Here is a 3,287-nt window from a genome sequence, read left to right as displayed (position 1 = left end):
CTTGGGAAGCGCCAGCCTTCGCGTGTCTCGACTTCGCTCGACACGAACGGAAATAGAGGACGGTCTGGAATCCACCCCATAGCCGACATCCCGCCGCGCCCCATGGCTGCGCCACAGGGAAGATTGGTTATGCCCCGTTCGCCGCCGACAAAATCGCCCGCACGCTGGCGGTCGCGACGTCGGTGTCGAGGCCGCAGCCGAACAGGCTCTTCCCGTCCGCGGTGCGGCATTCGACATAGGCCGCGGCCTGCACATTGCTGCCCTGGCCGATCGCGTGCTCGCTATAGTCGACGATGTCCATCACCGGGCCACCGCTTTCGCTGAGCGCCGCGATGACGCTGCTCATCAGGCCGTTGCCGCGGCCGCTGACACTGCGTTCGGTGCCGTCGATGGTGAGCTTGCCGGCGAAGATGCGGTCGGCGCCGCTATGCGTCTCCGCCCAGTCGACGAGCTGGAAGCGCTTGCCGCCCTCGGCGAGATAGGTGCGCTCGAACGCCTGCCAGATGTCGTCGGCGCCGAGCTCGCGGCTCGTCTCGTCGGCGACGGCCTGGACGACGTGGCTGAAGCTCGCCTGCATCTTCTTGGGCAGTTTCAGGCCCTTGTCCTGTTCGAGCACCCAGGCGACGCCGCCCTTGCCCGACTGGCTGTTGACGCGGATCACCGCTTCGTAGCTGCGGCCCAAATCGGCGGGGTCGATGGGGAGATAGGGGACTTCCCAGCGCTCGTCATTCTGGCGCTCGCGCGCGGCGAAGCCCTTTTTGATCGCGTCCTGATGGCTGCCCGAGAAAGCGGTGTAGACGAGCTCGCCGCCATAGGGGTGGCGCGGGTGGACGGGCAGGTTGTTGCAATATTCGACCGTCTGGATGACCTCGTCGATGTTCGAGAAGTCGAGTTCGGGGTCGACGCCCTGCGTGTACATGTTGAGCGCGACGGTGACGAGGCAGGTGTTGCCGGTACGCTCGCCATTGCCGAACAGGCAGCCCTCGACGCGGTCGGCGCCCGCGAGCAGGCCGAGTTCAGCCGCCGCGACGCCGGTGCCGCGGTCGTTGTGCGTGTGCAAGGATATGATCGCGCGGTCGCGGTTCGGCAGATTCTTGCAGAAATATTCGATCTGGTCGGCGTAGATGTTCGCCGTCGACGCCTCGACCGTCGCGGGGAGGTTGAGGATGATCGGCTTGTCGGTGGTGGGTTGCAGGATGTCCATCACCGCTTCGCAGCAGGCGAGGCTGAAATCGAGCTCGGCGGTCGAGAAGGTTTCGGGGCTGTATTCGAAGCGCCAGTCGGTGCCGGGCAGGCGCGCGGCATTGTCGCGGAGCTGCTTCGCGCCCTCGATTGCGATTTGCTTGATGTCGTCCATGTCCATGCCGAAGACGATCTTGCGCCACGCGGGGCTGACCGCGTTATAGACGTGGACGATCGCGGTCTTCGCGCCTTCGAGGCTGTCGAAGCTGGTGCGGATGAGGTCGGCGCGGCTTTGCGTCAGCACCTGCGGCGTGACGCCCTCCGGGATGCGGCCGTTCTTGACGAGGCCCGAGATGAAGTCGAATTCGGTCGCGCCCGCGCTGGGAAAGCCGACCTCGATCTCCTTGAACCCGCATTTGACGAGCAGGTCGAAGAAGCGGGCCTTTTTCTCGGCGTCCATCGGGTCGATCAGCGACTGGTTGCCGTCGCGCATGTCGGTGGAGAGCCAGATCGGCGCCTGGGTGGTGACGCGGCCGGGCCATTCGCGGTTCGTCAGGGGAACCTGCGGGAAGGCGCTGTACTTGACCGAGGGGTCGCGGAGCATGGTCATGGGATTTGAACTTCTTCTGGTGGTTGCGTTGGCTTGTCGGTCGGACCCTTGAGCGGGTGGCCGCGACTAGCGCGCAGCCAGTGTCACGCCCAAGGGCGTGTAAGTCGCAGAAGAAGAAGGGCGTTGCCGCGCATGGGCAGGCTATTGGTTCAAAATGTCGCCGGGCGCAAGAGGGGAATGTGAAAATTGCGTCGCTCCCCCCTCCGTCATTCCCGCGAAAGCGGGAACCCGGTGGCAGCGTCGGCTCGCTGGGTTCCCGCTTTCGCGGGAATGACGAGGTTAGTTTTTAACCCATTCGACCTTCGGATCGGTGAAATCGACGACGTCGGCGAGTTCGCGGACGTTGGGATAGCCATAGCCGACGAGATTGATGAAGGTCTGGATGTTGAGCGCGAGCGGCGCGCGCTTCAAGGGGACGGGGCTGATGTGGTTCGAGAAATTATTGTTGCAATAGATGAGGATGGGGCGGTTCGGATCGGCACCGATCGCCGCGGCGAGGCTCTCCGCGGTGAAATCGGTGAGCGGCAGGTTGACCGCGCCCTTGATGTGGCCGCGGGCGAAGGCGTCCTTCGAGCGGGCGTCGAGGAGCAGGGTGCCGGGCTTCGCGGCCTCGGCCTTGAAGGCGTCGAACGCGATCAGGCGCGCGGCCCGCTCGGCGGCGACGCTCGCGGTGAGCGCCTCGAAGCCGGGATAGTCGATCTGCGGATTGCTTTGGGCGAAAGCCGGGGCGGCGGCGAAAGCGAGGGCGAGAAGCAGGGTGTGGCGCATGGAATCCTCCCTTGGTCGCTGCGAGGCTAGGCGGTGGCGGCTGGCTGTGCGATGAACCGGCGACCGCGCATGGAAAGGATGAGGATGAGCGAGCTTACCATCTGGACCTATGACTGGGTGCCCGAGGGGCCGCGCGGCTTCGTGCGCGACCTCCGGCTGCGCTGGGCGTGCGAGGAGGCGGGGCTGTCCTATGCGGTTGGAACCGTGGCGTTCGACGATCGCGCGACGAACCATCTGGCGCAGCAGCCGTTCGGGCAGGTGCCGTTCCTGAGCGACGGCGATATGCGGATGTTCGAGAGCGGGGCGTGCCTGCTGCACCTCGCGCGAAAAAGCGAGATTTTGATGCCGCGCGGTCCGGCTGGAGAGGCCGAAGTGATCGAATGGGTGATCGCGGCGCTCAATTCGATCGAGATGGTGACGGTGCCCTGGTGGTTCCTGACGATCTCGGGCGAGGCGGACAATATGCTGACCGGGTGGATGGACATGCGGCTGGCGCAGCTCGAGCGGATATTGGGCGAACGCGAGTGGCTTGCGAGCGGGCGCTTTACCGTTGCCGACCTGCTGATGGCCGATGTGCTGCGCGTGAAGCTGCTCCGCGCGCATGGCGAACGGCCCGCGACCGAGGCCTATGTCGCGCGCGTGACGGGGCGGCCGGCGTTCGCGAAGGCGAAGGCCGGCCAGCTCGCGCATTTCGCGGCGGCGGATGCGGCGCGGGAGGCGGCGAAAT

3 protein-coding genes are annotated in these 3,287 nt (G+C 65.7%); 1 reads left to right on the top strand and 2 read right to left on the bottom strand.

The window, feature by feature from the left end:
- Positions 1-127: 127 nt before the first annotated feature.
- Both leuA and ACE3SL_RS09770 read right to left on the bottom strand, forming a co-directional pair.
- Positions 128-1,792, bottom strand: coding sequence for a 2-isopropylmalate synthase (gene leuA / locus ACE3SL_RS09775; RefSeq protein WP_374525547.1), 1,665 nt, complete (start codon positions 1,790-1,792; stop codon positions 128-130).
- Between the two features lie 279 nt (positions 1,793-2,071).
- On the bottom strand, positions 2,072-2,560 hold the full coding sequence (locus ACE3SL_RS09770; RefSeq protein WP_374525546.1) for a rhodanese-like domain-containing protein: 489 nt from the start codon (positions 2,558-2,560) through the stop codon (positions 2,072-2,074).
- A gap of 84 nt (positions 2,561-2,644) precedes the next feature.
- On the opposite strand from ACE3SL_RS09770, the gene ACE3SL_RS09765 reads away from it, so the two are divergent.
- On the top strand, positions 2,645-3,287 hold a 643-nt coding region (locus tag ACE3SL_RS09765; RefSeq protein ID WP_374525545.1), incomplete at its 3' end, for a glutathione S-transferase family protein.

Source organism: Sphingopyxis sp., assembly GCF_041916015.1.
Classification (GTDB): Bacteria; Pseudomonadota; Alphaproteobacteria; order Sphingomonadales; family Sphingomonadaceae; genus Sphingopyxis.
Note: the sequence above shows the minus strand (reverse complement) of the source record. Positions and strands in the feature narration are given on the sequence as shown.

Bases quoted from the DNA above. Each gene is read 5' to 3' on its own strand.
- leuA (WP_374525547.1), bottom strand. From the start codon at position 1,792: ATGACCATGCTCCGCGACCCCTCGGTCAAGTACAGCGCCTTCCCGCAG.
- ACE3SL_RS09770 (WP_374525546.1), bottom strand. From the start codon at position 2,560: ATGCGCCACACCCTGCTTCTCGCCCTCGCTTTCGCCGCCGCCCCGGCT.